This window comes from Streptomyces sp. NPDC050759 (genome assembly GCF_044456945.1).
Lineage (GTDB): Bacteria > Actinomycetota > Actinomycetes > Streptomycetales > Streptomycetaceae > Streptomyces.
On sequence record NZ_JBITGI010000004.1, the window covers coordinates 375455 to 401551 of the forward strand.

General features: G+C 70.2%; 25 protein-coding genes. 4 read left to right on the top strand and 21 right to left on the bottom strand.

What is annotated here, in order from left to right; translation table 11 throughout:
* Positions 1-69: 69 nt before the first annotated feature.
* The 18 genes from ACIBJB_RS15245 to ACIBJB_RS15330 all read right to left on the bottom strand — a co-directional run bounded on the left by ACIBJB_RS15245 (position 70) and on the right by ACIBJB_RS15330 (position 20285).
* Positions 70-1455 carry an aspartate aminotransferase family protein gene (locus ACIBJB_RS15245; RefSeq protein WP_398930511.1) on the bottom strand — a complete coding sequence of 462 codons (1386 nt, stop codon included), beginning with the start codon at positions 1453-1455 and terminating at the stop codon, positions 70-72.
* Entirely contained in the window at positions 1452-3350 is a 1899-nt protein-coding gene (dxs, locus tag ACIBJB_RS15250; protein ID WP_398930513.1) for a 1-deoxy-D-xylulose-5-phosphate synthase, read from the bottom strand. The genes ACIBJB_RS15245 and dxs overlap by 4 nt, the downstream gene beginning before the upstream one ends.
* Positions 3351-3377: 27 nt before the next feature.
* Complete coding sequence (ispG, locus tag ACIBJB_RS15255) at positions 3378-4535, bottom strand: flavodoxin-dependent (E)-4-hydroxy-3-methylbut-2-enyl-diphosphate synthase (protein ID WP_398930515.1); 1158 nt, start codon at positions 4533-4535, stop codon at positions 3378-3380.
* Positions 4536-4539: 4 nt separating this feature from the next.
* Complete coding sequence (hpnH, locus tag ACIBJB_RS15260) at positions 4540-5562, bottom strand: adenosyl-hopene transferase HpnH (protein ID WP_037716058.1); 1023 nt, start codon at positions 5560-5562, stop codon at positions 4540-4542.
* 5 nt (positions 5563-5567) lie between these two features.
* A complete protein-coding gene (locus tag ACIBJB_RS15265) occupies positions 5568-6209 on the bottom strand; it encodes a 1-hydroxy-2-methyl-2-butenyl 4-diphosphate reductase (RefSeq protein WP_398930517.1) in 642 nt (213 codons plus the stop codon).
* On the bottom strand, positions 6209-8200 hold the full coding sequence (gene shc, locus ACIBJB_RS15270) for a squalene--hopene cyclase (protein WP_398930519.1): 1992 nt from the start codon (positions 8198-8200) through the stop codon (positions 6209-6211). Before shc ends, ACIBJB_RS15265 begins: the two co-directional genes overlap by 1 nt.
* 121 nt (positions 8201-8321) lie before the next feature.
* On the bottom strand, positions 8322-9386 hold the full coding sequence (locus ACIBJB_RS15275; RefSeq protein WP_398931004.1) for a polyprenyl synthetase family protein: 1065 nt from the start codon (positions 9384-9386) through the stop codon (positions 8322-8324).
* A gap of 71 nt (positions 9387-9457) precedes the next feature.
* Positions 9458-10852: a hydroxysqualene dehydroxylase HpnE gene (gene hpnE, locus ACIBJB_RS15280; RefSeq protein WP_398930521.1), complete on the bottom strand. Its 1395-nt coding sequence runs from the start codon at positions 10850-10852 to the stop codon at positions 9458-9460.
* The gene (locus tag ACIBJB_RS15285; RefSeq protein WP_256122764.1) at positions 10849-10989 is read right to left on the bottom strand and encodes a DUF6380 family protein; all 141 of its coding nucleotides are present in this window, start codon (positions 10987-10989) and stop codon (positions 10849-10851) included. The genes hpnE and ACIBJB_RS15285 overlap by 4 nt, the downstream gene beginning before the upstream one ends.
* A complete protein-coding gene (gene hpnD, locus ACIBJB_RS15290) occupies positions 10989-11939 on the bottom strand; it encodes a presqualene diphosphate synthase HpnD (RefSeq protein ID WP_398930524.1) in 951 nt (316 codons plus the stop codon). Before hpnD ends, ACIBJB_RS15285 begins: the two co-directional genes overlap by 1 nt.
* On the bottom strand, positions 11936-12838 hold the full coding sequence (hpnC, locus tag ACIBJB_RS15295; RefSeq protein WP_398930526.1) for a squalene synthase HpnC: 903 nt from the start codon (positions 12836-12838) through the stop codon (positions 11936-11938). Before hpnC ends, hpnD begins: the two co-directional genes overlap by 4 nt.
* 387 nt (positions 12839-13225) lie before the next feature.
* A complete protein-coding gene (locus ACIBJB_RS15300; RefSeq protein WP_398930528.1) occupies positions 13226-14041 on the bottom strand; it encodes an ABC transporter ATP-binding protein in 816 nt (271 codons plus the stop codon).
* Positions 14034-14963 carry an ABC transporter permease gene (locus ACIBJB_RS15305; protein ID WP_398930530.1) on the bottom strand — a complete coding sequence of 310 codons (930 nt, stop codon included), beginning with the start codon at positions 14961-14963 and terminating at the stop codon, positions 14034-14036. The genes ACIBJB_RS15300 and ACIBJB_RS15305 overlap by 8 nt, the downstream gene beginning before the upstream one ends.
* 98 nt (positions 14964-15061) lie before the next feature.
* Positions 15062-15934 carry a glycosyltransferase family 2 protein gene (locus ACIBJB_RS15310; protein ID WP_398931007.1) on the bottom strand — a complete coding sequence of 291 codons (873 nt, stop codon included), beginning with the start codon at positions 15932-15934 and terminating at the stop codon, positions 15062-15064.
* Between the two features lie 8 nt (positions 15935-15942).
* On the bottom strand, positions 15943-16722 hold the full coding sequence (locus ACIBJB_RS15315; protein ID WP_398930532.1) for a CDP-alcohol phosphatidyltransferase family protein: 780 nt from the start codon (positions 16720-16722) through the stop codon (positions 15943-15945).
* Positions 16700-17761 carry an iron-containing alcohol dehydrogenase family protein gene (locus ACIBJB_RS15320; RefSeq protein WP_398930534.1) on the bottom strand — a complete coding sequence of 354 codons (1062 nt, stop codon included), beginning with the start codon at positions 17759-17761 and terminating at the stop codon, positions 16700-16702. The genes ACIBJB_RS15315 and ACIBJB_RS15320 overlap by 23 nt, the downstream gene beginning before the upstream one ends.
* Positions 17749-18501 (bottom strand): sugar phosphate nucleotidyltransferase, encoded by a 753-nt coding sequence (locus ACIBJB_RS15325; protein ID WP_398930536.1) that lies wholly within the window; start codon positions 18499-18501, stop codon positions 17749-17751. The genes ACIBJB_RS15320 and ACIBJB_RS15325 overlap by 13 nt, the downstream gene beginning before the upstream one ends.
* Positions 18498-20285, bottom strand: a complete 1788-nt coding sequence (locus ACIBJB_RS15330; protein WP_398930538.1) for a DUF5941 domain-containing protein — start codon at positions 20283-20285, stop codon at positions 18498-18500. Before ACIBJB_RS15330 ends, ACIBJB_RS15325 begins: the two co-directional genes overlap by 4 nt.
* Positions 20286-20562: 277 nt before the next feature.
* Here ACIBJB_RS15330 and galE point away from each other — a divergent pair, with 277 nt between their 5' ends.
* From galE to idi, 3 genes are all read left to right on the top strand, one after another.
* A complete protein-coding gene (gene galE, locus ACIBJB_RS15335) occupies positions 20563-21525 on the top strand; it encodes a UDP-glucose 4-epimerase GalE (protein WP_398930540.1) in 963 nt (320 codons plus the stop codon).
* Between the two features lie 144 nt (positions 21526-21669).
* A complete protein-coding gene (locus tag ACIBJB_RS15340; protein WP_398930542.1) occupies positions 21670-22605 on the top strand; it encodes a cation diffusion facilitator family transporter in 936 nt (311 codons plus the stop codon).
* Between the two features lie 187 nt (positions 22606-22792).
* Entirely contained in the window at positions 22793-23386 is a 594-nt protein-coding gene (gene idi / locus ACIBJB_RS15345) for an isopentenyl-diphosphate Delta-isomerase (protein WP_398930544.1), read from the top strand.
* A gap of 6 nt (positions 23387-23392) precedes the next feature.
* Here idi and ACIBJB_RS15350 read toward each other — a convergent pair whose 3' ends face one another.
* Together ACIBJB_RS15350 and ACIBJB_RS15355 are read right to left on the bottom strand one after the other, a co-directional pair.
* Positions 23393-23902: an ATP-binding protein gene (locus tag ACIBJB_RS15350; RefSeq protein ID WP_398931009.1), complete on the bottom strand. Its 510-nt coding sequence runs from the start codon at positions 23900-23902 to the stop codon at positions 23393-23395.
* A gap of 126 nt (positions 23903-24028) precedes the next feature.
* The gene (locus tag ACIBJB_RS15355) at positions 24029-24634 is read right to left on the bottom strand and encodes an HdeD family acid-resistance protein (protein ID WP_398930546.1); all 606 of its coding nucleotides are present in this window, start codon (positions 24632-24634) and stop codon (positions 24029-24031) included.
* 69 nt (positions 24635-24703) lie between these two features.
* On the opposite strand from ACIBJB_RS15355, the gene ACIBJB_RS15360 reads away from it, so the two are divergent.
* Complete coding sequence (locus ACIBJB_RS15360) at positions 24704-25468, top strand: enoyl-CoA hydratase/isomerase family protein (protein WP_398930548.1); 765 nt, start codon at positions 24704-24706, stop codon at positions 25466-25468.
* Here the strand turns inward: ACIBJB_RS15360 and ACIBJB_RS15365 are convergent.
* Positions 25440-26090, bottom strand: coding sequence for a DJ-1/PfpI family protein (locus ACIBJB_RS15365; RefSeq protein ID WP_398930550.1), 651 nt, complete (start codon positions 26088-26090; stop codon positions 25440-25442). The two genes, ACIBJB_RS15360 and ACIBJB_RS15365, sit on opposite strands and share 29 nt — an antisense overlap.
* Positions 26091-26097 lie beyond the last annotated feature (7 nt).

Sequence of the window (26097 nt, forward strand, 5' to 3'; positions counted from 1 at the left end):
CCATTGAGCCGGAGCCTTGCCTCTGCGGCAAATTCCTTGCCTCAGAGGCAAAAAGCAAAGGAGGTGCCGCTACCGGTTCGCCACCGCCTGCTTCACCAGCGTCTTGCTGAAGTCCCACATCAGCCCGCTGCCGCTGTGCGCGTCGTCCATGACGTCGGTGAAGGCGTCGACGAAGCGGTCCACCTCCTTCTCCCCGACGACGAGCGGCGGGATCAGCTTGATGACCTCCAGATGGTCCCCGGAGACCTGGGTCAGGATCCTGTGCCGCTGCAGGAGGGGGACGACCACCATCTGCGCGAACAGGCCCTTGCGCGCGGCCTGGAGCATGGTCCAGCGGCCGCGCAGCTTCAGCGACTTCGGCCTGCCGAACTCGATGCCGATCATCAGGCCACGGCCGCGGACGTCGGCGAGCAGCTCGTACTTGTCGATCAGTGCGGTGAGCCGGGACCTCAGCAGGTCGCCCGTGACGCGGGCATTCGCGACGATCTGCTCGTTCTCCATGACCGACAGCACCGCGAGCCCGGCCGCCATCGCCTGGGCGTTGGATCCGAAGCTCGCCGAGTGCACCAGCACCCGGTCCATCGACGAGTAGACCTTCTTGAAGATCCAGTCCTTGCCGAGGGTGGCGCCGACCGGCACATAGCCGCCGGAGAGCGCCTTGGCCACGCACACCAGGTCGGGCTCGACCCCGTCCTCGTGCTGGTAGGCGTAGAAGTCCCCGGTACGGCCGAGCCCGGTCTGCACCTCGTCGGCGATGAGCAGCGCCTTGTGTTTGCGCAGCAGCTCCTGCGCGGCCCGCAGATAGCCGGGCGGAGCCTCGTGCACCCCCTTGCCCTGGATCGGCTCCACGACCAGGGCGGCTACGTCGCCCTTCTTCAACTCCCTTGCCAGGCCGTCGAGATCGCCGAGAGGTACGGCGGTGTCGGGCAGCAGGGGCGCGAATCCGTCCCGGAAGCCCGACTCGCCGTTGACCGACAGCGACCCGGTGGTCAGTCCGTGGAAGGCGTGGTCGCAGTACAGGACCCTGGGCTTCCCGGTGGCGTACCGGGCGAACTTCAGCGCGGTCTCCACCGCCTCGGTGCCGCTGTTGCCGAAGAACACGCGGTCCAGGTGTGGACTGTGGGCGAGGAGCTTCTCGGCCAGCAGCCCGGGCAGCGGCTGGCAGTCGAAGCGGGTGAGGTCGGCGAGCTGGGCGTCGAGGACGTCGTGCAGTGCCTTGCGGACGACGGGGTGGTGGCGCCCCAGGCCCATGACGCCGAACCCGGCGAGCATGTCCAGGTAGTCGTTGCCGTCCGCGTCCCAGAAGTAGGCACCCTCGCCGCGCTCGTAGACCTTGTCGAAGCCGATGGTGTGCAGCATGCGCGGGAGCTGGTGGTTCAGGTACTTTCCGTGCAGCTCGTAGCGCTCGGCTCCGCGCTCGGCCAGGAGTCTGCCGAGGTCGAACTCCGTGGTCATTCAGCCTTCTCCCTGACTTCGGTCTGTGCCTTCACGGCCAGACTCGCGCTGATCCGCCCCGCCACCTCGACCGGCGTCAGACCGATGTCGGCGAGCACCTCGCCCCGCTTGGCGTGCGCGAGGAACTGCTCCGGGATCCCGAACCGCCGTACGGGTACGTCGACTTCGGCGTCACCGAGCGCCAACGCGACGGCGGCGCCCACTCCGGCGGCCCGGCTGTTGTCCTCGACGACGGCGACCAGCCGGTGTTCCGCGGCGAGGCCCGGCAGCGAGGGGTCGACGGGCTTGACCCAACGCGGGTCCACGACCGTGCAGTTGATGCCCCGCGCCTCCAGCAGCTCGGCGGCCTGGAGGCACACCGGGGCCATCACACCGACGGCCACCAGCAGCACCTCGGGCCGCTCCCCGCGATGCAGCACGTCCAGGCCACCGACCCGGTCGATCGCCGGCAACGAAGGCCCCACCGACTCCTTCGGGAACCGCACCAGCGTCGGCGCGTCGTCCACGGCGACCGCCTCCCGCAGCTGCGCCCGCAGCTGGTCGGCGTCCCGGGGAGCTGCGATCCTCAGTCCGGGGACGACCTGGAGGATCGACATGTCCCACATGCCGTTGTGGGAGGCCCCGTCGACGCCCGTGACCCCGGCCCGGTCCAGGACGAACGTGACCCCGCAGCGGTGCAGGGCGACGTCCATCAGGAGCTGGTCGAAGGCCCGGTTCAGGAAGGTCGCGTACACGGCGACGACCGGGTGCAGCCCACCCGTGGCGAGACCCGCGGCGGAGACCGCCGCGTGCTGCTCGGCGATACCGACGTCCCACACCCGGTCCGGGAAACGCGCCGCGAACTTGCCCAGGCCCACCGGGTGGAGCATGGCCGCCGTGATCGCCACGATGTCCTCCCGCTCCTGGCCGATCGCGACGATCTCGTCGCCGAACACCGAGGTCCAGGAGGGCCCGTTGGACGGCGCGAGCGGCTCACAGGTGAGGGGGTCCATCACACCGACGGTGTGGAAGTGGTCCTCCTCATGGGCCAGGGCGGGCTCGTAACCGCGCCCCTTCTCCGTCAGGCAGTGGACGAGCACCGGCCCGTGGAAGCGCTTCGCGCGCCTCAGAGCCGACTCCACCGCCCCGATGTCGTGTCCGTCGATCGGGCCGACGTACTTCAGCCCGAGGTCCTCGAACATGCCCTGCGGTGCGAAGGCGTCCTTGAAGCCCTTCTTCGCGCCGTGCAGGGACTCGTAGACGGTGTTGCCGACCAGGGGGGTCCTGAGGAGTACGTCCTTCCCCCAGGCCAGCACCTTCTCGTAGCCGTCGGTGGTGCGCAGGGTGGCCAGATGGTTGGCGAGCCCGCCGATGGTCGGCGAGTACGACCGCTCGTTGTCGTTGACGACGATGATCAGCGGCCGGTCCTTGGCGGCCGCGATGTTGTTCAGCGCCTCCCAGGCCATACCGCCGGTGAGCGCGCCGTCGCCGATGACCGCGACGACATGTCCCTTCTCCCCCTGCACCTGACGGGCCTTGGCGAGTCCGTCGGCCCAGCCGAGCGCGGTGGAGGCGTGGCTGTTCTCGACGATGTCGTGCTCGGACTCGGCGCGCGAGGGGTAGCCGGACAGCCCACCCTTGGAGCGCAGCTTGGAGAAGTCCTGACGCCCTGTCAGGATCTTGTGCACATAGCTCTGATGGCCGGTGTCCCACACGATGCGGTCGACCGGCGACTCGAAGACCCGGTGGAGCGCGATGGAGAGTTCCACCACCCCCAGATTGGGCCCGAGGTGTCCGCCGGTCCTGGCGACCGCGTGCACCAGGAACTCCCTGATTTCCTCGGACAGTTCACCGAGATCCGATTCGGACAGCGCCTTCAGGTCGCGTGGTCCCCGGATGTTCTCCAGAATGGTCACGCTCGGGCCCCCTTCGGTCCGTGCTGTTCAACTCACGGTGACGGCCGGCTCCCCCGACGCGACGCCGTCCTGCTCCATCTGTTCGGCGATCTTCATCGCCTCCTCGATGAGGGTCTCCACGATCTTCGATTCCGGGACGGTCTTGATGACCTCGCCCTTCACGAAGATCTGCCCCTTGCCGTTGCCGGAGGCGACCCCGAGGTCCGCCTCCCGTGCCTCGCCGGGACCGTTGACCACACATCCCATCACCGCGACCCGCAGGGGCACTTCCATGCCCTCGAGACCCGCCGTGACCTCGTCGGCCAGCTTGTAGACGTCGACCTGCGCGCGCCCGCAGGACGGACACGAGACGATCTCGAGCCGCCGTTGCCGCAGGTTCAGCGCCTCCAGGATCTGGATGCCGACCTTGACCTCCTCGACCGGCGGCGCGGACAGGGACACCCGGATGGTGTCGCCGATCCCCCTGCTGAGCAGCGCCCCGAAGGCCACCGCCGACTTGATCGTGCCCTGGAAGGCGGGCCCGGCCTCCGTGACCCCCAGGTGCAGCGGGTAGTCGCACTGCTCGGCGAGCAGCGTGTAGGCGCTGACCATCACCACGGGATCGTTGTGCTTGACGGAGATCTTGATGTCCAGGAAGCCGTGTTCCTCGAACAACGACGCTTCCCACAACGCCGATTCGACCAGCGCCTCCGGTGTCGCCTTCCCGTACTTCTGGAGCAGCCGGCGGTCCAGCGACCCGGCGTTGACCCCGATCCGGATCGGGGTGCCGTGGTCCTTCGCGGCCCGCGCGATCTCCTTGACCTTGTCGTCGAACTGCTTGATGTTGCCGGGATTGACGCGTACGGCCGCGCAGCCGGCCTCGATCGCCGCGAAGACGTACTTGGGCTGGAAGTGGATGTCCGCGATCACCGGGATCTGCGACTTGCGCGCGATGGTCGCCAGGGCGTCCGCGTCGTCCTGCGTGGGACAGGCGACGCGGACGATCTGGCAGCCGGACGCGGTGAGTTCGGCGATCTGCTGGAGCGTGGCGCCGATGTCGGACGTACGGGTCGTCGTCATCGACTGCACCGACACCGGGGCCCCGCCCCCGACCGCCACCGGTCCGACGTGGATCTGCCGCGACAGGCGTCGCTCGGCGATCGGCCGGACCGGTACCTCGGGGACGCCCAAGGAAATGGCGGTCATGGCGCTACTCGCGGTTTCCGGAGACCGTCTCGCGCATGGCGCGCAGCGACTCCTTGAGCGAGCCCATGGTGGCGAGGACGGCGGTCGGCTCGTAGCCGCAGTGCGCCATGCAGTTGGCGCAGCGCGGGTCCTTGCCGCGGCCGTACTTGTCCCAGTCGGTCTCCTCGATGAGTTCGCGGTACGTCGGCACGTATCCGTCGCTCATCAGGTAGCAGGGCCGCTGCCAGCCGAACAGGGAGTAGTTCGGGATCGCCCAGGCCGTGCACGGGAAGTCGACCTTGCCCTCGAGGAAGTCCAGGAAGAGCGGGGAGTGGTTGAGCCGCCACTTCTTGCGGTTGCCGCCCGCGAAGGCCTTCTTGAACAGCTCGCGGGTCTGCTCCACGCCCAGGAAGTGCTCCTGGTCGGGCGCCTTCTCGTAGGCGTAGGCGGGCGAGATCATCATCTCGTCGACCTTGAGGTCGTCGTTGAGGAAGTTGAGCACCTCGATGATGGTCTGCGGGGTGTCGGTGTTGAAGAAGGTCGAGTTGGTGGTGACCCGGAAGCCGCGCTTCTTGGCCTCCTTGATCGCCTCCACCGCCTCGTCGAACACGCCCTCCTTCGCCACGGACTCGTCGTGCCGCTCACGCAGCCCGTCGATGTGCACCGCGAAGGCGAAGTACGGGGAAGGCTTGAACTTGTCCATCTTCTTGCGCAGCAGCATGGCGTTGGTGCAGAGGAAGACGTACTTCTTCTTCGCCACCAACTGCCGCACGATCTCATCGATCTGAGGGTGCATCAGCGGCTCACCACCGGCGATGGACACCATCGGCGCACCCGACTCCAACACCGCCCCGACGGCCTGCGCCACCGGCATGCGCTGCTTGAGGACACCCGCAGGATGCTGGATCTTGCCGCAGCCCTCGCATTTCAGATTGCACGCGAAGAGAGGCTCCAGCTCCACGATCAGCGGGAACTTGTCCCGCTTGCGGAGCTTTTGTTCGGCCAAGTATGTAGCGACCTTGATGGACTGGCGCAGCGGCATGGCCATCTGGCTCACCTCCTGGGGAGCAGCAAGGAACGGTGCCATTCATGGAAAGCTGGAAGAACGGAACGAAGGACGCGGAAGGCTGATATTCCACCGCGTACCGTGCCGATCCGGACGAGTTCATGTTCTGGAGCATCCACGACCACCCGGACGGCCGCAACAGGGTGCTCGCCCGCGCGCACGGCGCTCAGGAGCGAGGCCGCGGACTCCATGTCGACCGCGATCGCGCCGGTCGCGAGCAGATCCGACCGTTCATGGCCGCGGACGACGTGGTCGGAGCCGGTCAGCGGTCCGGTGTGCACGGTACGTCCCGGTACGGCCCGTACGAGCTCCTTGACCAGGAGGTCGGTCTCCACGCAGGGAACGGTTCCGTCCGGATCCCGGGTCTCCTCGGCGACCACCAGATCGCCGGGGTGCATGCCAGGGGCGAGCCCCGCGCAGAAGCCGGTGGCCAGGACGGCGGCCCCGGCGAGCGCGGGGTCGGCCAGGCGCCGGGTGACGGACCGTTCCGCCGCCCTGGGGCCCATGCCCGTCCTGAGCAGGGTGACCGGCCCGCCGGCCCCGCCGCGGTCGCCGGTGCGCAGGGCGAGGTGCTCGATGCCGAGAGCGCAGGCGATCAGCAGCGGGGCGGTGGCGGGCTGGGTGCTCATCAGAGGGCCTCGGTCCGGGAGAACGGTTCTCCGTGGACGTAACGGCCCAGGGCGGTGAGCGGGAAGACCTGCCGGTAGAGGTGGTAGTTGATGGAGAAGTCCCAGGGGAAACCGGTGCCGGTGAAGTAGGGCTCGTCCCAGGAGCCGTCCTCGCGCTGGGTGCTCGCGAGCCACTCGACGCCGCGCTCGACGGCCTTGGAGTCCTTCTCCCCCGCGGCCAGCAGCGCCATCAGCGCCCAGGCCGTCTGCGAGGCCGTGGAGGCACCGCGGCCGCTCCACTCCTTGGTGTACTTGTAGGAGCGCAGGTCCTCGCCCCAGCCGCCGTCGTCGTTCTGCACCTTCTCCAGCCAGGCCACCGCCCGCCGGATCGCCGGGTGCGAGGCGGGCAGACCGGCGGCGGTCAGCGCGGGCACCACCGACCCGGTGCCGTAGACGTAGTTGACGCCCCAGCGCCCGAACCACGAGCCGTCCGGCTCCTGTTCGGCGAGCAGCCACTCGATGCCGCGCCGGGTGCGCGGGTCGTGGGAGAGCCCCTCGATCGCGAGCATCTCCACCACGTGCGCGGTGACGTCGGCGGACGGCGGGTCGATGACCTCGCCGAAGTCGCAGAACGGCAGCCGGTTGGGGAACGGGCTGGTGTTGTCGACGTCGAAGGCGCCCCAGGCCCCGTTCTTCGACTGCATCCCGAGGTTCCAGCGCACCCCGCGCCCGATGGCCTTCTCCACCCGCTCGGGGTCGTGGTGCCTGACCCGGCGCAGGGCGAGGACCACCTCGGCGGTGTCGTCGATGTCGGGGTAGTTATCGTTGTGGAACTCGAACGCCCAGCCCCCCGGCGGGAGTTGGGGTCGCTTGACGGACCAGTCGCCGGGCCGGACGATCTCCTCGCCGAGCATCCAGTCGGCGGCCTTGACGAGCTGCGGATGGTCGGCGGGCACCCCCGCGTCGGCGAGCGCGATGGTGGCGAGGCAGGTGTCCCAGACCGGCGACTGGCAGGCCTCGATCATCCGGGACCCGTCCTCGCGCCAGATGGCGAAGCGGTCCAGGGACTCCAACCCGGCCCGCAGGACCGGGTGTTCGAGGTCGTAGCCGAGCAGGTGCAGCGCGATCACCGAATAGACGGCCGGGGGCTGGATGCCGCCCCAGCAACCGTCGTTCTCCTGCCGCTCGATGATCCAGCGAGCGGCGCTGTTCATCGCGGCTCTGCGCAGTCGGCGCGGGGCGACCTTGCGCAGCTGGTGCAGCGCCTTGTCGAGACGCTGGAAGGCACCGTCCCAACTCGCCACCGGGGCAAGCGGCTTGGCCGGGTTCGGGTCGGCCGGGTCGATGTGCAGCTCGTCGAGCGGGAAGGGCGCGGGCCGGACCGGGCGCTTCGCGGAGACGATCGTCAGCGGGACGATGGTCTGGCGGGCCCAGCAGCCGAAGTCGTAGATGTTGAGCGGCATCCACTGGGGGAAGTAGATGAGTTCCGGCGGGAGTTCGGGCAGGTCCTCCCACTTCCACCAGCCGAACAGGGCGAGCCAGATCCGGGTGAACACCCGGGCGGCGGCGATACCGCCCTGAGCGCGGATCCAGGCGGAGGCCTTCGCCATGTGCGGGGCGTCGGGCGCGTCGCCGTCCAGGCGGAGGGCGACGTACGCCTCGATGGTGGTGGAGAGTTCGCCGGGTCCGCCGTAGAAGCTCGCCCAGGTGCCGTCCTCGCGCTGCTCGCCGCGGATGAACTTGGCGGCGGCACGGGTGGTCGACTCGTCGCGGATACCCAGGAACTGCCGGAGCAGCAGATCCTCGGCGTCCATCGTGACGTTGGTCTCGAGGTCACCCTTCCACCAGCCCTCGGCGTCCTGCCGGGCGAGCAGGTGCTCGGTGGCGCGCTGAACGGCACGTACGGCGGCTTCTTGTATCCCGGCCGCCACGCGGGTGTCGAGGTGGGTTTCGCTGGCCGCGGCAGCGCGGGGCGGCAGGGCCCCGGTGCTTCCGTCGGTCGTCGCTGTCATGGCTTCCCCTTCGTGCAGTGTGCAATGTGGTGCTCTGCTGTGGGTCCGCCGTCGGCCGGTGCCTTTCCTTTCCTCGCAGCACCGGCCGGCGACTACGCGAGGGTTGTTCGACCGATAGTGATCATCTCTTTCGTACGACGACGAAGTCGGCGAGCGCCGTGAACCGGTCCCGCACCCGGTCCGGCATGTCGATGGCGTCCAGGGCCTCGATGGCGACGATGTGCTGACGGCGGGCCTCCGCCGCCGTCCACTCGCGGCCTCCGGCCTCCTCGATGAGGGCGGCGCGGGCCGCGAACTCCTCCTCCGAGAAGTTCTCGAAGTCGCTGCTCTTGGCGTCGGCGGCGAGGATCTCGCCGAGCCGCTCGGAGGCGGCACCGCCCGCCGCGAGCGCGGCCACGACCGGCAGTGACTTCTTGCGCTGGCGCAGGTCGCTCCAGGTCTGCTTGCCGGTGGCGACCGGGTCGCCCCAGATGCCGAGGAGGTCGTCGACGGCCTGGAAGGCGAGGCCCAGGTGGTAGCCGTACTTCTCCAGGGTGTCGGCGGTGCGGTCGTCCGCGCCGCCGAGCACCGCGCCGATGGAGGAGGCGCAGGCGAGCAGGGCGCCGGTCTTGTTGCCCTCCATCTCCAGGCACTCCTCGACGCTGACGCGGTCGCGGTGCTCGTAGGAGATGTCCTGGGCCTGGCCGTCGATCAGGGCGCGGGTGGCGGTGGTCAGACGGCGGGTGGCGCGGCCGGCCTCGACCGTGCCCAGCTCGAGCAGCACCTCGTTGGCCAGGGCGAACAGGGCGTCGCCGACCAGGATGGCCTGGGCGGGGCCGTGCACCTTCCACACGGTGTCGCGGTGGCGGCGCTGCTCGTCGCCGTCCATCAGGTCGTCGTGCAGCAGGGAGAAGTTGTGGACCAGTTCGACGGCGACGGCGCCGGGGATGCCGGTCTCCGGCGGGGCGCCGGTGACCTCGGCGGAGAGCACCGCGAGGGCGGGGCGCACGGCCTTGCCGCCGTCCCCGTCCGCGGGGTTGCCCTGGGCATCGATCCAGCCGAAGTGGTAGGCGGAAACGGTGTCCATCGGAGGTGCCAGGCGGTCGACGGCCGCCTTCAGCTCCGGTGTCGCCAGGGTCCGGCCGCGCTCGAGGAGCGCGGTCACGTCCACCGCGGTCCTCGCAGCGGCTGTCTCTGCCGGGGGCACAGTGGGCACAGTCTCTCCTCTTGTTGCGGTACCGGAGGTGCTGGGGCCTGACGCGCCGTGCTGATCGAGCATCACGCGGCCTCCTCGAACTCGAAGAGGCGGGCGGGGCGGGGCCGGCCCAGGGCGGCGAGGGCGGCGTCCGCCGCGTTCACACCGCTGCGGACCGCACTCTCCATGGTCGCGGGCCACCCTGTGGCGGTCCACGCGCCGGCCAGGTAGAGGCCGGGGGCTTTCGTACGGGTGCCGGGCCGCAGCCGTCCGACGCCGGGGGCCGGAGCGAACGTCGCTGTGCGCTCCCGGGTCACGAAGAAGTCCTTCACCTCGGCGCCGCGCGCAAGCGGAAGCAGCCGCTCCAGCTCGGGCAGATAGCGCTCGCGCAGCGCGGCCACCGGCTCGTCGATCTCGTCGTGGGCGGCCGACTGGGACAGGGCGAGGTACTGGCCCTCGCGCAGCCCGGAGGCGTCGGTGCGGTCGAAGACCCACTGCACCGGGGTGCCGAGGGCCGCGAAGAACGGCTTGTCGAGCACCTTGCGGTCGTAGACGACATGGACGTTGAGGATCGGCGCGGTGCCGATCCCCCGAAGATTTTCCGGGGCGTCCAGCGCACCCTCCGGCAGCAGGTCACACGCCTCGTTCTGGGCGACGGCGAGGACCACCGCGTCGGCCCTGAGCGTCTCCCCGGGAACCTGAACGCTCCACGTGCCGTTCTCGTCAGTAGAGAGGGAGGTGACGCGTGTACGGACCTCGGTACGCACGCCCGCGGAGTCGAGCGCCTTGCGGGCGAGCCGGTCATGCAGTTCACCGAGCGGGACGTGCGCCCAGCCGATGTCGGCCGCACCCGGGTCGGACAGCAGACCGGTCTTGAACACCATCGCGGCGAGCCCCAGCGAGGCGTCGCCCGCGACCGCGTTGAGGGTGGCGACCCCGACCAGGTCCCACAGGGCCTCGACGGCACGCGCCGACTGACCGTGCGCGGTCAGCCAGCTGCCGAAGTCCTGTGCGTCCAGGCTCGGATCGGCGAGGTCGAGCCCCTTGAGCGCGAGCGCGGCGCGCCCCACCCTGGCCCGCTCGGCGAGCGAGAGATGCGGATAGGTCGCGAGGCTGCGCCCCAGATGCAGGGGCACCGGCAGCGCGTCGCGCCGCAGTCTGCCGAGCCGTCGGCCCTCGGGCCGGGCCACGTCGAGTACGGGCACGTCGAGCCGATTCTGCAGCGGCGCCAGCGCCGCTCCCTCGATGCGGTCGAGGAACCAGCGGTAGGCGGTGCAGCAGCGCAGGTAGACGTGCTGTCCGTTGTCGACGGTCAGTTCGCCGCGCTGGAAGGAGAAGGCGAGTCCGCCCAGGCGTGGTCTGCCTTCGAGCAGGGTGACACGCACCCCGGCGTCGGCGAGCGCGAGCGCGGTGGTGATACCGGCGAGCCCACCGCCGATCACGACGGCGTCCCGCCCGGACTGCTGCCCGTCGCTCATCGCACACCCTCCCCTGCGCGGACGCCGTGGTGCTTGAACGATGCACGGCCGGCCGTTGCAGTCAGGGACGCCGTCCTCGAGCGAAGGGTTGCGTGCCACTTTTCTCCGGTGGCATCACCTTGGACCGAATTGTCCATCAGGCGCGCCTCCTGACGGTCTGCCGCGTCACATGCCGTGCGTCCAGGCCGGACAGGCCGCGGACGGCGACATATGCCTTCTCACGCCCGGGCAGCGAGACCCGGCCGCGCAGCACCGCCTCGGGGTCGCGCTCGATGCGGTCGAGCAGGCGGCGGTAGATGCCCGCCATGGCGGCGACACAGGCACCGCTGCGCCGGTCGAGCATGGGGAGCAGCCGGTAGCCCTCGGCGAAAAGGGCGCGGGCCCGTCGCACTTCGAAGTGCACGAGGCCCGCGAAGTCGGCGCCCTCCGGTGGTTTCGGTCCCTTGAAGCCGACCGAGCAGCCGAACTTCGCGAGGTCGTCGGCGGGCAGATAGATGCGTCCGCCCTCGGCGTCCTCGCGGACGTCTCTCAGGATGTTGGTGAGCTGGAGCGCGAGACCGAGCGTGTCGGCATACTCCGGCGCGCGTTCGGCGGCGCGCGCCCCGGGTTCGGTGCCGAACACACCGAGCGAGAGCCGTCCGATGGCGCCCGCCACACAGCGGCAGTACACCTTCAGGTCGTCCCAGGTCTCGTAGCTCTCGCCGCGTACGTCCATCAGGACGCCGTCGATCAGCTCGTCCAGGCCGCCCAGCGGGATCGGGAAGGTCTCCGCGGCATGGGCGAGGGCGACGGCCACCGGATCGGTGTCGTCCTCGTCGACCGAGCCCTCCCGCACCCGGGCCAGCATCGCCCGGGTGTCCTCGAGTCTCGCGGCCTTGACGTCGTCCGCCAGCGCGCCGTCGCCGATGTCGTCGACGCGCCGTGAGAACGCGTAGAGCGCCGACATCGCACGCCGCTTGGACGTGGGCAGCAGCCTGATGCCGTAGGCGAAGTTGCGCGCCTGCTGTCCGGTCACGGTCTCGCAGTAGCTGTAGGCGGCGAGTACCGGTGCGGACACATGCGGTGGTGGCTCCACGGTCCGGATCACCCCTCTCCTCGCAGAGTGACGCCCACCTCGCGCAGCAAGTGGAGCTTGCCGGGCTTGGGCGGGCCGGGAAGTACGTCGTGTTCTGCGGCGGCGATCGCGCGGAGCGCCGCCCTTCCCCCCGCCACGAACCCTGCGAGCAGCAGCTTCAGTCTGCCGTGGACGCTACCCACCAGGGGGGCGCCTTCATTCAGGAGTTCGCGGGCGCGTTGTGCTTCGTATGCAACCAGAGCGCGCACCGATGCGCCCGCGGTTTTCGCGGCGAGATCCGCTTCCTGGACGTGAAAGCGCTTCATGTCCTCGGCGGGCAGATAGATCCGGTCGCGGCCGAGGTCCTCGGCGACGTCCTGGAGGTGTTCGACGATCTGGAGGGCCGTGCAGATCGCGTCCGAGAGACGGATCCGCTCGGGGGTCGAGGTGCCGGTGACGGCGAGGACGAGACGGCCGACGGGGTTGGCGGACAGCTCGCAGTAGGCGAGCAGGTCGTCGTAGGTCTCGTAGCGGGTGACGAGCTGGTCCTGGCGATTGGCGGCGATCAGGCCGAGGAAGGGCTCGGGGGTGAGCGAGCGGCGGCGGACCGTGATCTGGAGGCGGCGCAGCAGGGGGTGGCCCGGGGTTCCGTCGAAGACCCGGTCAAGGTCGGCCTCGAAGGCGTCCAGGAGGAGCAACCGGTCCTCGGCCTCCGCGGGCGACACGCCGAGCAGCCTGGCGTCGGCTCCGCCGGGGGCCAGGTCACCGTCGCCGATGTCGTCGACGAGCCGGGCGAAACCGTAGACCGCGACGAGATCGGTGCGCCAGTCCTTGGGCAGGAAGAACGGAGCCACGGGGAAGTTCTCCCCCGCGGCCTTGGCGAGCGTGCCGCGCTCCGGATCGCCGGCGCGCGCCGTACCGGCTGCCGTCACCGCTCGCTGCCCAGGGCAGGGACGGCACGGGCTGGGCGGAGCTGGGGATCTTCGGTCGCCATTGCCGTCACATCTCCCGTTCTACACCGCAGACCCAATACAGACTATTTCGGACACGCCGCCCGGCCGTCCGCGCAGCGCCCCAGTGATCGGGTGTCGCGCATTATCGCCCCACTTGCCGCGATTAGGCACCCGTACAGCTTACGTTGTACAACGCGGCAAGGATCGTCGGGGTGTCCTGCACATCACAACAACACACCGATTGGCCCCAAGATTCCTAAGGGGGCCCGAAGTTGACGTTTCCTTTGCAGACGCGGGGCCCCGCCGGAACAGTTCCGGCGGGGCCCGGTCAAGCGGAGCGGTCCTCTTTGTCCGCGGCGGGGTGGACTACTTGCCCGTGAACTTCTCGTACTCCTTGATGACCTCGTCGGTCGGGCCGTCCATGCGCAGCTCGCCGCGTTCCAGCCACAGGACGCGGTTGCAGGTGTCACGGATCGACTTGTTGTTGTGACTGACGAGAAACACCGTGCCCGCGGTCTCGCGCAGCTCGCGGATGCGGGCCTCGGAGCGCTTCTGGAAGGAGCGGTCGCCGGTGGCCAGGGCCTCGTCGATCATGAGTACGTCGTGGTCCTTGGCGGCGGCGATGGAGAAGCGCAGGCGGGCCGCCATGCCGGAGGAGTACGTGCGCATCGGAAGGGTGATGAAGTCACCCTTCTCGTTGATCCCGGAGAAGTCGACGATCTCCTGGTAGCGCTCCCTGATCTGCTCCCGGGTCATGCCCATGGCGAGCCCGCCCAGGATGACGTTGCGCTCGCCGGTGAGGTCGTTCATCAGGGCCGCGTTGACGCCGAGCAGGGAGGGCTGGCCGTGGGTGTAGACGCGGCCGCTCTCGGCGGGCAGCAGACCCGCGATGGCGCGCAGGAGGGTCGACTTGCCGGAGCCGTTGGAGCCGATCAGGCCGATCGCCTCGCCCTTGTAGGCGACGAAGGAGACGCCCTTGACGGCGTGCACCCTGCGCACGCCCCGCGCCGCCTCGTCGGAGCCTCGCTTGAGGATGCGGCTGAGCGCGGCGGTCGCGCTGCCCTTCCCGGTCTTGGCTCCGTTGACGCGGTAGACGATGTGCAGCTCGTCCGCGATGACGGTGGGGGTGTACTCGTCCGCGGTGGCAGTGGGGGTGGGCTCGTCCCTGATGTCCTCAGCCACGGCCGTACCTTTCCTCAGCCTTCCAGAAGTACACGAAACCGCCGAGCGCGAAGAGTGCGGCCCAGCCGCCCGCGGCCGCCCAGACGTGGTCGGGCAGGTTCTCGGCGCCGTACTCGTCGATCAGGGCGAAGCGCATCAGGTCCATGTAGATGGCCGCAGGGTTCCACTGGAGCACCGTGGCGACCCACTGCGGCTTGTCGGCCAGCATGATCGGGATCGAGAACATCACGCCGGACGCGTACATCCAGGTACGCATCACGAACGGCATGAGCTGCGCCAGGTCGGGGGTCTTGGCACCGGCGCGGGCCATGATCAGCGCCAGGCCGGTGTTGAAGAGGAACTGAAGGAGCAGCACCGGGACGATCAGCGCCCAGGACAGGTCCGGGTAGTGGCCGAAGCCGACCGCCACGGCGAACAGCACGACCATCGAGAACAGCAGCTGCTGGAGCTGCTGCAGCGCGAAGGAGATCGGCAGGGAGGCACGCGGGAAGTGCAGCGCGCGGACCAGGCCGAGGTTGCCGGAGATGGCGCGGACGCCCGCCATGACGGAGCTCTGCGTGAAGGTGAACACGAAGACACCCGTGACCAGGAACGGGATGTACACGTCCTTCGACATGCCCCGGCTGGCGTTCAGGATGATGCCGAAGATGAAGAAGTACACGCCCGCGTTCAGCAGCGGCGTCGCCACCTGCCACAGCTGGCCGAGCTTGGCCTGGCTGTACTGGGCGGTCAGCTTCGCCCGCGAGAACGCCAGGATGAAGTGGCGCCGGTCCCAGAGCTGGCGGACGTACTCGACGAGTGAGGGCCTGGCGCCGCTCACGGTCAGGCCGTACCGGCCGGCGAGCTGTGCCGCCGTCAGGCCTTCGTCGGGCGACACGGGCGCGCTCACCGCGACCGTGCCGTCATGCGTTGTCTCACTCACTGATGGATAGCTTTCCTCTTCGGGATGCGCGGCCTGTGGGGGGCAGGGCATGAGCGTGGGGCCGCGGTGCGGCCCGGTTGCTCTCAGGAACGAGCTTGTCAGATGACCGGGGGCCGGCCCAGTCGGGTCAGGCGCCAGACCGTACGCCATTTCATCGGTTTGCGCGGTCCGCACGATGTGCTCCAGCCCTCCCGGAAGCCGCCGAACCAGGCCTTCAGGGCGGGCCGCGAGGGGCGGCGCAGCAGGGTGAGGAGCAGCCAGACGCCGAGATAGACCGGCACCAGCGGCGCGGGCAGGTTGCGGCGGGCGAGCCAGACGCGGTTGCGGGCCACCATGCGGTGGTAGACCGCGTGCCGCGAGGGCGCGGTCGTCGGGTGGTACAGCACCATGTCGGACCGGTAGTCGATCATCCAGCCCGCGTCGAGGGCCCGCCAGGCGAGGTCGGTTTCCTCGTGGGCGTAGAAGAACTCGTCCGGGAGGCCGCCGACTTCGGCGAAGACCTGGGTGCGTACGGCGTTGGCGCCGCCGAGGAAGGTGGTGACCCGGGAGGAGCGCATCGGGTCGGCGGCCCGCAGCCGGGGCACGTGCCGGCGCTGGGTGACCCCGGTGTCGGGGTCGGCGATGCGGAAGCTGACGATGCCGAGCCGGGGGTCTTCGGTGAACGCCTGGCGGCACAGTTCGGCGGTGTCGTGATGCGGGAGGAGACCGTCGTCGTCCAGGAAAAGCAATATGTCGACGTCGCGGCCGCTGGGACCGAAGGCCTCGATGCCGACGTTGCGGCCGCCGGGGATGCCGAGGTTCTCGGGCAGCTCGATGGTCCGGACGCCGTCGGGGACGTCCGGGACGGGCGAGCCGTTGCCGACGACGACCACCTGGACCGGGTCGCCGTCCTGCTTGGCGACCGAGTCGAGCAGGGCGCGCAGCTCCTCGGGGCGGTTGCCCATGGTGATGACGACCGCGCCGACCTTCATGCCGGTGCTCACTTCAGCCTGCTGGAGGCGAGGATCGACACGAGGTGCAGCAGGGTCTGGAGCAGGGCGATACCGGCGAGCACCGCGACGCCGAGCCGCGAGAAGAACAGGTCGTCGCGCAGCTGGTCCACTATCGCGAGGACCAGGATCAGCAGGGAGGCCTCGATGCCGAGGATCAGCCGGTGGAACTTGAACGCGGCGGCGGCCCGGCGGGCCAGCGCCATGCCGGAGGTGCGCATCTCGGCGGCGGCCTCCTGGACCGGCGGCTTCCCGGTCTGGTGGCGGGCGACGCCGACCAGGTCGGTCTCGGCCTTGATCAGGATGGCGCCGAGGGCGGCCAGGGTGCCGAGGAAGGCCCACAGCCAGTCGATACGGCCGCTGCCGAACACGTCGGCGGCGCGCAGTCCGAATCCGACGAGCACGGCGGCGTCGGTGAGGTAGGCGCCGACCCGGTCGAGGTAGACGCCGTTGAGCGAGTACTGCTTCTTCCAGCGCGCGATCTCGCCGTCGACGCAGTCGAGCAGCAGGTACATCTGGACGCACACCACGCCGAGCACGGCTCCCGGGATGCCCGGCACCAGGAGGGCCGGGGCCGCGAGGACGCCGAAGACGGTCATCAGGTACGTGAGCTGGTTGGGCGTGACCCTGGTGTTCACCAGGTAGCGGTCCACCCGCAGGGACACCTCACGCATGTAGAGGCGTCCCATCCAGTGCTCACCGCTGCGCCGGTCCTTGACCCCTGCGGGGTGGACGACCGGACGGAGTTCAGCTACCGATGGCCTTGACATAGTCGGTGTAGATGTCCTTGATCTGGTCGGTCTTGAGGTCGAGGTGTTCGAGGATGGTGTAGCGGCCGGGGCGGGTCTGCGGGGCGAACTCCACGGCGCGGACGAACTCCGCGGGCGTGAAGCCGATCTCCTCCGGCAGGACCGGCAGTCCGTGCCGGCGCAGCACCTCGGCCATGTACGCCGATTCCTCGTGGGCTCCGCGCAGGTACATCGCGAAGGCCGCGCCCAGGCCGCACTGCTCGCCGTGGGCGGCGGCGCGCTTGGGGTAGAGCAGGTCGAACGCGTGGTTGATCTCGTGGCACGAGCCGGACGCGGGCCGTGAGTCGCCCGAGATCGACATCGCGACCCCGGTGAGGACGAGGGCCTCGGCGAGCACCTGGAGGAAGTCGTTGTCTCCGACCCCTCCCGGGTGCCGGAGCACGGCCTCGCCTGCCTGGCGGGCCATGGCGGCCGCGAGTCCGTCGATCTTCTCGCCCTTGACGCGGTTCGCCAGCTCCCAGTCGGCGATCGCGTTGATGTTGGAGACCGCGTCGCCGATGCCCGCGCGCACGAAGCGCACCGGGGCCTCGCGGATGACGTCGAGGTCGATGACGGCCGCTATCGGGTTGGGCACGCCGTAGGAGCCGCGGCCCGCGTCGTTGTCGAGGGTCGCGACGGGAGAGCACAGGCCGTCGTGCGCGAGATTGGTCGGTACGGCGACCAGGGGCAGGCCGATGCGCGCCGCGGCGAACTTGGCGCAGTCGATGATCTTACCGCCGCCGAGTCCGACGACCGCGTCGTAGTGGCCGGCCTTCATCTCGCCGGCCAGCCGGATCGCGTCGTCGAGGGTGCCGCCGCCGACCTCGTACCAGGTGGCGCCGGGCAGGGCGGGAGCGATCCGCTCCTTCAGCTTGGTCCCGGAGCCGTTGCTGACGGCGACGGCCAGCTTGCCGGAGTGCGAGATCCGCTCGTCGGCGAGCACACCGGCCAGGTCGTCGAGGGCACCGGGGCGGATGTCCACGACGACCGGCGAGGGAATCAGCCTTGTCAGTAGCGGCACGCGATCTCCCGTCCACGGGCGAGGTCGTCGTGGTTGTCGATCTCCACCCACGGGACGTCACCGATCGGCGCGACGTCGATGCGGAAGCCGCGGTTCACGAGCTCCTGGTAGCCGTGCTCGTAGAACTGCTGCGGGTCGGTCTCCCACACCGTCTTCAGGGCGTCGGCCAGTTCCGGGGCGGCGGCGCCCTCGATGAGGGTGACGCCGATGTACTCGCCGGTGGCCTCGGCCGGGTCCATCAGCTTGGTGATCTTCGTCATGCCCTTCTCGGCGTCGACGACGACCTTCATCTCCTCGTCGGCGAGGGACTTCACGGTGTCCAGGGCGAGGATGATCCGCTTGCCCTCGCCGCGGGCGGCGAGCAGCGTCTTCTCGACGGAGACCGGGTGCACGGTGTCGCCGTTGGCGAGGATCACGCCGTCCTTGAGGGCGTCACGGCCGCACCACAGGGAGTAGGCGTTGTTCCACTCCTCGGCCTTGTCGTTGTCGATGAGGGTGAGCTGGAGGCCGTACTTCGCCTCCAGCGCCGCCTTGCGCTCGTACACGGCCTCCTTGCGGTAGCCGACGATGACCGCGACCTCGGTCAGACCGATCTCGGCGAAGTTGCCGAGGGTGAGGTCCAAGACCGTGGGTTCGCCCTCTATGCCCGCGGGGCCCACCGGCACCAGAGCCTTGGGAAGGCTGTCGGTGTAGGGGCGCAGACGGCGTCCGGCGCCGGCCGCCAGCACAAGGCCGATCATGCGGGTTCTCCTTCATCGTGTACGGCGGGCGCCCCTGCGGACACCCAGAAGCGGATGCTCTCGACGAGCACCAGCAGGGCCACCGCCACGGCCAGGACCGTGAGCGCGACCGTGAACTGCGAAGCGGTGAGCAGCGCGGCCAGGACGGTGACGAGCAGCGTCCGTCCCTCGTGCCCCCCGATGGCGCGCACCAGCCAGGCCGGGGGCGCTCCGGCGTTGCCGCGAATGCGGTACACCGTGTCGTAGTGATGGTAGGCGACGGCGGCCACCAGGCCGAAAGCCGCGGGAAGGGCTCCGTTCACGTCCGCTTTCGCCGCGAGGACCAGGACGGTCCCGTATTCGGCGGCCCGGAAGAGCGGGGGGACGAGCCAGTCGAGGGCGCCCTTGAGGGGGCGGTACAGGGCCTGACCGGCGGCGATCGCATAGACCAAGGCACCGCCGACGGGCGCCCAGGTGTCCCCGGAGAGGAGGGTGACGGTCAGGATCACCGTGCCGGCCAGCGCCACTGCCAGGGGGCCTGGGAGAGGGGCCCGCGAGACACGCGCCAACAGGCCGGCCAACGGCCCGTTGTCAGCGAGGTCCGCCAGCGCCTGCGCCGCCCGGTCCGTGCGCTGCGCCTTGCGGGTCAGCGACCGCAGCACCCGGCCCGCCGTCGTGTAGGTCGCCGCGAAGGCGCACCCGACGAGAAGGGCGTAGAAGGTGACACGAGGCGTGGTGGCCGCCGTCAGGACCGCGATCATCGCCCAGCGCTCACCGATCGGCAGGACGATCATCCGCCGGACCCACACCGTCCAGCCGACGCTGTCGAGTTTGTCCGAAAGGGCTGCCGTGGGGCTGGTGTTGGCCGTGGCGTCGTGGTTGGCCTCGTTGAACGAGAAGTCGACGACGTGCCGGCAGGTCTGCAGGATCATCGCGCCCAGCGCCAGCGCCCAGACGTCATCGCCACCGCGGGCCGCTCCGAGGGCGAGGCCCGCGTAGTAGGCGTACTCCTTGGCCCGGTCGAAGGTGGCGTCGAGCCAGGCGCCGAGCGTGGAGTACTGGAGGGAGTAGCGGGCGAGCTGGCCGTCGGTGCAGTCCAGGACGAAGGACGCGATGAGCAGGACGCCCGCGGCGATGAATCCGCCGCGGGTACCGGTGGCCGCGCAGGCCGCCGCTATGAGCGCGGTGATCAGGGAGGCGGTGGTGACCTGGTTCGGGGTCAGGCCGCGGCGGGCGCACCAGCGCGCGAGGTAGCGGGAGTAGGGGCTGATGAAGTGGGTGGTGAAGAAGCCGTCCCGGGACTTCACGGCCGACTTCAGGCGTACGGCCTCGTCGTCGACGTCCGCGACGGCCTGCCGTGCCTCGTTGCGGGCCTGCGGGTCGGCGGGGACGGCGGCGACCAGGCTGCCGAGCTCGGGGCGGTACACCTCGGCGCCGTCGTCGGCCAGCGCGGTGACGATGCGGTCGGGGAGGCTGTCCACTGCGACCGCCGTGCCGCCGCCCGCGGAGTTCTCGCGGGCCAGCGCCCGGGTGAGCGTCACGCGCCCTTCGGGCTGTGCGGTGACGGCACCGGGCACGGCGGCGAGCGGGAAGCGGGGGTCGGTGAGGCCCAGGCGCAGCGCGTGTACATGACCGACGAAGCGGGCGTCGACGAGGGCGACGCGCTGGTCGCCGGGCGCCTCGGCGACCAGCCGTTCGGCGTCGGCGGCGTCCGCGGCGACCCGCACGTCGAAGCCGAGGGACCGCAGATCACCCTCGATCGACGATCCGGGGACCGGCTGACCGGTGAGGATGGCGGTCGACAACCGAACTCACTCCCTGGGTGCCGACGCGCGGGCGCCGGTCATGTGCACGATGGGGGCGCCCCTTGGCTGCACCAGGCGGGCGGCATGTCGGCAGAGGCTATCGGATGCCAAGAAGACTGCGTTCACCGCCCGTTAACGGGCCGATCAACGCCGCCTCCCCCGGCCTTTGCCGCGATCATCATCGGTGATGCGGGCCCCCGCTCACAAACCGCGCCCCACAGAGCGGACATCCGGGACATCGCTGGGAGCCCGGAGCGGCGGCATAGGGTGGGCGACCATGACGTGGCTGATCACCGGCGGTGCCGGGTACATAGGGGCGCATGTGGCGCGGGCCATGACGGGGGCCGGGGAGCGGGTGCTCGTCCTGGACGACCTCTCCGCGGGCGTGCCCACGCGGCTCCCCGCCGACGTGCCGCTGGTGCGGGGCTCCTCCCTCGACGGCGGCCTGCTCAAGCGGGTGCTGGCCGACCACGCGGTGACGGGTGTGGTGCATCTCGCGGCGCGCAAGCAGGTCGCGGAGTCGGTGGCACAGCCGACCCGCTACTACCAGGAGAACCTCGGCGGCCTCGCGACCCTCCTGGAGGCGGTCGCCGAAGCCGGTGTCGAGCGCTTCCTGTTCTCCTCGTCGGCGGCCGTCTACGGCAACCCCGATGTGGAACTGATCACGGAGGAGACGCCGTGCGCCCCCGTGAACCCGTACGGCGAGACGAAGCTCGCCGGGGAGTGGCTGGTGCGGGCGGCCGGGCAGGCACACGGGATCTCCACCGTCTGTCTGCGCTACTTCAACGTCGCCGGCGCCGCGACGCCGGAACTCGCGGACACCGGGGTCTTCAACATCGTGCCCATGGTCTTCGACCGGCTCACCCGCGGCGAGGCCCCGCGCATCTTCGGTGACGACTACCCGACGCCGGACGGCACCTGCGTCCGTGACTACATCCATGTGTCCGACCTGGCCGAGGCCCATCTCGCGGCGGCCAGGCACCTGAGCGGACAGCGCGGTGACCTGACGGTCAACATCGGTCGCGGCGAGGGCGTGTCCGTACGCGAGATGGTCACGGTGATCGGTGAAGTGACCGGAGACCGACGGCCGGCCGTCGTGGAGCCCCGGCGTCCGGGAGACGCGCCCGTGTCGGTGGCCTCGGCCGCCCGGGCCGCCGACACGCTCGGCTGGAGCGCGCGGCGAGGGGTGCGCGAGATGATCGACTCCGCCTGGCGGGGCTGGCTCCTTCACCACCACTGAGGGTGCCCTGACCTGCGCTTCGTTTCCGCAGGTCAGGGCATACGACAACGGTGTTCAGTGCCGCGTTGCCCGATACCCCCTGCCCGTAGTTCACTGTGATCCCGGACGGGCCGTTCCGGGACACACGCGCAGGAGGCGGGTTCCATGGGGGCAGGGCACGATCACGGGCACTCGCATGCGCCGGCCGGCGGTACGGCGACCGCGGCGTACGCCGGCACGCTGCGGGTGGCGCTGTCGATCACGCTCACCGTCATGGTCGTCGAGATCGTCGGCGGCATCCTCGCGGACTCCCTCGCCCTGGTCGCCGACGCGGCGCACATGGCGACGGACGCGCTGGGCCTCGGCATGGCCCTCCTCGCGATCCACTTCGCGAACCGCCCGGCGACCGGCAACCGCACCTTCGGGTACGCCCGCGCCGAGATCCTCGCCGCCCTCGCGAACTGTCTGCTGCTGCTCGGCGTCGGCGGCTACGTCCTGTACGAGGCGATCCAGCGGTTCGTCACGCCGGCCGGCACCGAGGGCGGGCTGACCATCGTGTTCGGCGCCATCGGTCTGGTCGCGAACATGATCTCCCTGACCCTGCTGATGCGCGGCCAGAAGGAGAGCCTGAACGTCCGGGGGGCGTTCCTGGAGGTCGCGGCGGACGCGCTCGGCTCGGTCGCGGTGCTGATCTCGGCCGTGGTGATCCTCACCACGGGCTGGCAGGCCGCCGACCCGATCGCGTCCCTCGTCATCGGCGTGATGATCGTGCCGCGCACCGTCAAGCTGCTGCGCGAAACCCTCGACGTCCTGCTGGAGTCGGCACCGAAGGACGTCGACATGACGGAGGTGCGGACGCACGTCCTGGCCCTGGACGGCGTGGAGGACGTCCACGACCTGCACGCCTGGACGATCACCTCGGGCATGCCGGTGCTGTCCGCGCACGTCGTCGTGCGCTCCGACGTCCTCAGCGCGATCGGCCACGAGAAGATGCTGCACGAACTCCAGAACTGCCTCGGCGACCACTTCGACGTGGAGCACTGCACCTTCCAGCTGGAGCCGAGCGGGCACGCGGCGCACGAGGCACGGCTGTGCCACTGACACGCGTGTACGGTGCATGAAACGCCCGTTCTGACGGAATGCACCGATCCGGCGCACCTTTGCGTCCTCCACCCCACAGCACCGCCCCGAGCGGTTCCCCGCCCGCCGCGCCGGGCACGATCAACTGCCGGGGGTGCCGGATCAGTGCGGCACACTTGGGGCGCGAAGACCGATGTGAAGGATGGGTATGCCGACCACACCTGCCACCACGACGCACACTCCGTCGAACGGCGCCGCGAACGCGATCCTGCTGGAACTGGTCGACGAGCACGGTGTGACGATCGGCACCGCGGAGAAGCTCGCCGCCCACCAGCCGCCGGGGCAGCTGCACCGCGCCTTCTCGGTGTTCCTCTTCGACGAGCGGGGCCGGCTGCTCCTCCAGCAGCGCGCCCTGGGCAAGTACCACTCCCCCGGCGTGTGGTCCAACACCTGCTGCGGCCACCCCTACCCGGGCGAGGCGCCCTTCGCGGCGGCGGCCCGGCGGACGTACGAGGAGCTGGGCGTCTCCCCGTCGCTGCTCGCCGAGGCGGGCACGGTCCGCTACAACCACCCGGACCCCGACTCGGGTCTGGTCGAGCAGGAGTACAACCACCTCTTCGTCGGCATGGTGCAGTCGCCGCTCGCCCCGGACCCGGAGGAGGTCGGCGCGACGGCGTTCGTGACGCCGGACGAGCTGGCGGAGCGGCACGCGAAGGACGCCTTCTCGTCCTGGTTCATGACGGTGCTGGACGCGGCCCGCCCCGCGGTCAGGGAGCTGACGGGCGCCTCCGCCGGCTGGTGACCACCCTCAGGACACGCGCACGGACTTGAGCGGCAGGGCGGCCCAGATCACCTTGCCGCCGCTGGACGTGTGCTCGACGTCGCAGACCCCGCCCGCCTCCCGGGTGACCTCACGGACCAGCAGCAGCCCCCGGCCCCCGGTCTCGCTGTGGGCGGCCTCCAGAGCGGTCGGCCGGTAGGGGTGGTTGTCCTCCACGGACACCCGCACCCACTCCGCGCCCACGGCCACCTCCACGGCGAGCAACGGCGAGAGCAGGGCCGCGTGCCGGACGGCGTTCGTGACGAGCTCGGACACGATCAGCAGGAGGCCGTGGACGAGGTCGTCCGAGACGGGCACTCCCTGGCGGTACAGCAGGTCCCGCACGGCGTGTCGCGCCTGCGGCACCGACGCGTCGACAGCGGGCGCGGTGAACCGCCACACACCCTCGTACGGCAGCGGATCCGGTGTGCCCGGGTCGAGGGGGTCTTCTCCGCTGTCCGGTGGGCGAGGGCCGGACCCGCGCCCATGGTCGTCCATTCTTCGGTCGCCACCCTTGCGCTCGATTGTCACCACATGTCGAGTGTTGGCAGCGCGTCACTCCACCCCGGATGTCTGAACAGAAGTCAGCGGATATCGAGTGCCCCTGACCGATTCCGCGCGGAACTATTCGGGGTCTGTCGGTTTGACGGCGGCTTCGTGCTGCTCGGTGACCATTCCGACGATCTTGCGGCCACCGAAGCCGGTGGCCATGAGTCCCAAGCCGTCGAAGAGCAGGCCCAGCGAGAAGAAGCAGCCGATCACGTACTTGCTGCTGCTCGGCCAGGAGGCCAGTACCAGGATGCCGAGCAGCAGACCGAAGGCGCCCTGCACGAGGGTCCAGCCGAACTGCGGTCCGCGCACCACCAGGCTGCCGGCCAGCCGGAACACCCCGCCGGTCAGGAAGAGCAGCGCGGCGAACATGGTCAGGGCCGCGGCCGCCGCCTCCGGGCGCACGATGACGACGACGCCGGCCGCGATGTTCAGGGCGGCGACCACGACACCGAGCCAGAAGAAGTTGGAGCCCCGGGCCTGGACCGCGTGCAGCAGTCCGACGACGCCTCCGATTAGCAGCAGCCAGCCGAACAGGATCATCGACGTGAGGGTGGCCACACCGGTGTAGATCAGCCCGACGAGTCCGGCGAGCACCAGGATCACACCGAGCGCCGCGAGCCAGCCGAAATCGCGGCTCAGCCTGGCCGTCTCGGGGTTCTCCGCCCTGTTCACCGCCATGCGGGCCTCCTCGCGCCGCGGCCCCCTTCTTGATCGTACGGTCGAGGCATACGACTAGCATCCGACGCTATGGAGCTCTCGGAGCCGCAGCTGCTGCACACCGTCACCGACTCGGTCGCTACCGTCGTAGTCCACCATCCGGCCAAGCGCAATGCCATGACGGCCGCGATGTGGCGGGCGCTGCCGCCGCTGCTCGACACGCTGGCCGCCGATCCGGGCGTACGGGCGCTCGTGCTGACCGGGGAGGGCGGGACGTTCTGCGCGGGCGCCGACATCTCCACGCTGCGCCGGTCGCCCGAGGAGGCGCAGGGGCTCGCGGTGCGCGCCGAGGAGGCCCTCGCGGCGTTCCCGAAGCCGACGCTGGCGGCGATCCGGGGGCACTGTGTGGGCGGCGGGTCGCAGCTCGCGGCGGCCTGCGATCTGCGGTTCGCCGAGGAGGGCTCGCTGTTCGGGGTGACCCCGGCGAAGCTCGGGATCGTGTATCCGGCGTCCTCGACCCGGCGGTTGGTGTCGCTGGTCGGTCCGGCCGCCGCCAAGTACCTGCTGTTCTCCGGCGAGTTGATCGACGCGGAGCGTGCGCTGCGCACGGGCCTGGTCGACGAGGTGCTGCCCGAGGGTGAACTCGCCAAGCGGGTCGGGGAGTTCACCCGGGTCCTGGTGTCCCGCTCGCAGCTGACGCAGGCCGCGGCGAAGGAGTTCGCGAACGGGCGCACGGACCGGGACGCGTACTGGGCCGGGCAGGCGCGGGGCAGCGGCGACACCGCGGAGGGGGTCGCCGCGTTCCTGGAGCGCCGTCAGCCGCGGTTCACCTGGTCGGTTCCTGGCCGAGGATGAACCGGCTCCTCGACCGGATCAGCTCGACGACGTCCGCGGGCGCCTTGTGCGGGGCTCCGGCGTCGTAGGGCGGTTGCGGGTCGTACTCGATGCCCAGTTGTACGGCCTGGGCGACGAACTCGCCCGCGATGCGGCCGATCAGCGCCAGCCCCATGTCGATGCCGGAGGAGACCCCGGCCGCGGTGACGTACTTGCCGTCCGTGACGACCCGCTCCCCCGTCGCCTCTACCCCGAACTTCCCAAGTTCGTCGAGCGCCAGCCAGTGCGAGGTGGCGCGGCGCCCTTCGAGGCGGCCCGCGGCGGCGAGCAGCAGGGAGCCGGTGCACACGGACGTCGTCCAGGTGCTGGTGGTGTCGGCGACGCGGATCCAGTCGAGGAGGGTCTCGTTCGTCATCTGCGGGGTCTGGCCCGGGCCGCCCGGGACGACCACCACATCGGGGTTCGGTACCTCGGCCAGGGTCCTGTCGGCGATCAGCGCGAGGTTGCCGCTGTCGGCGCGGACGGGGCCGGTCTCCTCGGCGACGAAGACGACCTCGGAGTCGGGGAGACGACCGAGGGTCTCGTACGGCCCTACGGCGTCCAGAGCGGTGAACCGGTCGTAGAGGACGATGGCGATCTGCACGGGAGTC

Coding starts and splice junctions, on each gene's coding strand:
- ACIBJB_RS15245 (WP_398930511.1), bottom strand. CDS start 1,455: ATGACCACGGAGTTCGACCTCGGCAGACTCCTGGCCGAGCGCGGAGCC.
- ispG (WP_398930515.1), bottom strand. CDS start 4,535: ATGACCGCCATTTCCTTGGGCGTCCCCGAGGTACCGGTCCGGCCGATC.
- hpnH (WP_037716058.1), bottom strand. CDS start 5,562: ATGGCCATGCCGCTGCGCCAGTCCATCAAGGTCGCTACATACTTGGCC.
- ACIBJB_RS15265 (WP_398930517.1), bottom strand. CDS start 6,209: ATGAGCACCCAGCCCGCCACCGCCCCGCTGCTGATCGCCTGCGCTCTC.
- shc (WP_398930519.1), bottom strand. CDS start 8,200: ATGACAGCGACGACCGACGGAAGCACCGGGGCCCTGCCGCCCCGCGCT.
- hpnE (WP_398930521.1), bottom strand. CDS start 10,852: ATGAGCGACGGGCAGCAGTCCGGGCGGGACGCCGTCGTGATCGGCGGT.
- ACIBJB_RS15285 (WP_256122764.1), bottom strand. CDS start 10,989: ATGGACAATTCGGTCCAAGGTGATGCCACCGGAGAAAAGTGGCACGCA.
- ACIBJB_RS15310 (WP_398931007.1), bottom strand. CDS start 15,934: ATGAAGGTCGGCGCGGTCGTCATCACCATGGGCAACCGCCCCGAGGAG.
- ACIBJB_RS15315 (WP_398930532.1), bottom strand. CDS start 16,722: ATGTCAAGGCCATCGGTAGCTGAACTCCGTCCGGTCGTCCACCCCGCA.
- ACIBJB_RS15325 (WP_398930536.1), bottom strand. CDS start 18,501: ATGATCGGCCTTGTGCTGGCGGCCGGCGCCGGACGCCGTCTGCGCCCC.
- galE (WP_398930540.1), top strand. CDS start 20,563: ATGACGTGGCTGATCACCGGCGGTGCCGGGTACATAGGGGCGCATGTG.
- ACIBJB_RS15340 (WP_398930542.1), top strand. CDS start 21,670: ATGGGGGCAGGGCACGATCACGGGCACTCGCATGCGCCGGCCGGCGGT.
- idi (WP_398930544.1), top strand. CDS start 22,793: ATGCCGACCACACCTGCCACCACGACGCACACTCCGTCGAACGGCGCC.
- ACIBJB_RS15350 (WP_398931009.1), bottom strand. CDS start 23,902: ATGGACGACCATGGGCGCGGGTCCGGCCCTCGCCCACCGGACAGCGGA.
- ACIBJB_RS15355 (WP_398930546.1), bottom strand. CDS start 24,634: ATGGCGGTGAACAGGGCGGAGAACCCCGAGACGGCCAGGCTGAGCCGC.
- ACIBJB_RS15360 (WP_398930548.1), top strand. CDS start 24,704: ATGGAGCTCTCGGAGCCGCAGCTGCTGCACACCGTCACCGACTCGGTC.